Source organism: Nitratidesulfovibrio oxamicus (genome assembly GCF_015731765.1).
Taxonomy (GTDB): Bacteria; Desulfobacterota; Desulfovibrionia; order Desulfovibrionales; family Desulfovibrionaceae; genus Cupidesulfovibrio; species Cupidesulfovibrio oxamicus.
The window spans coordinates 1-2214 of record NZ_VRYY01000417.1; the positions used below are offsets into that span (position 1 = coordinate 1).

Annotated in this window: 1 protein-coding gene and 2 pseudogenes; all 3 read right to left on the bottom strand. The window is 71.0% G+C overall.

From position 1 onward, the window contains the following. Positions 1–443 (bottom strand): annotated as a pseudogene (locus tag FVW20_RS13135) (hypothetical protein); the annotation flags it as partial. 14 nt (positions 444–457) lie between these two features. Next, positions 458–1579 carry a glycosyltransferase family 2 protein gene (locus FVW20_RS13140; RefSeq protein WP_307831532.1) on the bottom strand — a complete coding sequence of 374 codons (1122 nt, stop codon included), beginning with the start codon at positions 1577–1579 and terminating at the stop codon, positions 458–460. Between the two features lie 421 nt (positions 1580–2000). Further along, a pseudogene (locus tag FVW20_RS13145) lies at positions 2001–2214 on the bottom strand (ABC transporter ATP-binding protein); the annotation flags it as partial.

A 2214-nucleotide genomic window follows, 5' to 3' on the forward strand; every position in this document is an offset into this window, starting at 1 on the left:
GCCCCCATGCCGCCAGCCGCCCCGCCCATGCCCGTGCCGACATCCGGGGGCACGGGCCACCCCGGCAGCAACACAACCAGCGACTCCGCCACCCGCAACGCGGCCACGGACACCACCCACACCACGGCCATGCCCACATGGGCGACCAGCGCGAAACGCAGGCACATGGCCGCATCGGGCCGCCGCACACCGAAGGCCCGGCGGTACGACAGCAGGAACACGATGACCATCCCGGTGTAGGTGGCCAGCAGCACGCCCGCCTCGAAGCCCACCAGTTCCGACCACGCAAAACGCGACACGAAATTGGCCAGCGTGCCGACAACGGATGCCTGCAGGTACAGGAAGGCCTGCCGGGTGGCGGCGGTTTCCGGGGCCGGACAGGAGGGGCCCGCGTCCGGAGCCCGGGCCGGGGCGGATGGTTCGGGAAGGGCGTCGTGTTCCATGGGGGCGCGTGGCATCAGGCGTGATGCGGGCCGGAAGCGCCGTGCGGCGTGGTGTCGGTCAGGTCCGGGTCCGCGTGCGGATGGTGCGACAGCGGCGCACCGCAGGTGGGGCAGCACCCTGCGGGGGCGCATTCCGGGTTCTCGAAGCCAACCCGACGCCGCACCACGTACTGCGGGCGGCGCTTGACCTCTTCGTACACCCGGCCCAGATACTCGCCCATGATCCCCAGCGAGACCATGACCAGCCCGCCCAGGGTCAGCAGGGTAACCATGAACGAGGCATAGCCGGGCACCTGCGCGCCGAACAGCAGGGTGCGCCCGGCGATGACCGCCGCGTAGACGAACCCGGCAAGGGCCACCATCATGCCCAGGTAGCTCCACACCCGCAGGGGCAGCGTGCTGAACCCGGTAAGGCCGTCGATGGCGAAATTCCACAGCTTCCACGGTTTCCACTTGCCCGTACCCGCCGCGCGCGGAGCGCGGTCGAAGTGCACGGGCACCTGCCGGAAGCCCACCCAGGCGTACAGCCCCTTGGTGAAGCGCACCCGCTCGGGCAGCGCGTTCAGGGCGTTCACCGCCGGGCGCGAAAGCAGCCGGTAGTCGCCCGCATCGGGCACGATGGGGTTGCCGCTCACCCGGTTGAACAGCCGGTAGAACAACCGCGCGCTGACCCGCTTGCTCACGGTGTCGCTGCTGCGGGCGCGGCGCACGCCCACCACCACTTCGGCCCCCTGCTCCCAGGCGCGCAGGAAGTCGGGTAGCACCCCCGGCGGGTCTTGCAGGTCCACGTCCATGGGCACCACGGCATCGCCGCGGGCGGCCTGCAACCCCGCCGCCAGGGCCAGTTCCTTGCCGAAGTTGCGCGAAAGGTCCACCAGCTTCACGCGGGGGTCGCGGGCGTGTTCGGCCAGCAGCACGTCCACGGTGCGGTCACTGCTGCCGTCGTTCACGAACACGAATTCGAAGTCGTACGGCTCGCGGTCCACCATGGGCCGCACCGTGGACAGGAAAAGGGGGACGGCGTCCTCCTCGTTCAGCACGGGCACCACCAGCGACACCACGCGGCGGCGCGCACCGGCGCCGGGCGCGCAAGCAGACGCGGCGCCAGCGGCGGGGCTGGTTCCGGTACGTGTCACGGGCGGTGTTTCGTCCACAGGACAGGCCATCATGCATGGGCCATAGCCCATTGCAACGATTCCGGCAATGCGACGGAAATGTAGCGCGGGACCAAGGCGCACCGGGCAGCCGGAGCTGCGCCGCACGATATGCGGAACGCCTGCCGTGCCCACCGGTCCGTTGCGTTGCGTAAAAAGACGGCAAGGAACGGCGCCCCGACCGGGACAATGGGCACGGCGCCGCCGCACCGGGCATGGCCGCAGGACAACAGTGGCCGGAAAGAGGCGATGCGACAGGCCCGGGACGTCGGGAACGGGCACGTTTGCGCCGGGGTTGTCCGGGCCGGAGCTGTCCGGGCCGGGGTTGTTCGGGCCGGAGTTGTTCGGGCCAGTCGCGTTTTGGCGAGACACGCCCGAACCGGTCACCACTGGACCGGACATGTCAGGCCAGTTCCACGCGCACCCGCGTCCCCTCCGGCATGTCCGTGCGCAGGGTGTGCACCACCAGTCCCGGCAGGCCGGGGCGGGGATCAGCCCCTCCGCGCGTCGGGGCCAGGGTCAGCCGGGTGACCTGCCCGGTGAACACGGCCCGCGCGACCACGGCGGGGCCGTCCGAATCTGGGGTGGCGACCAGCCCTTCGGGCCGCAGGGCCAGC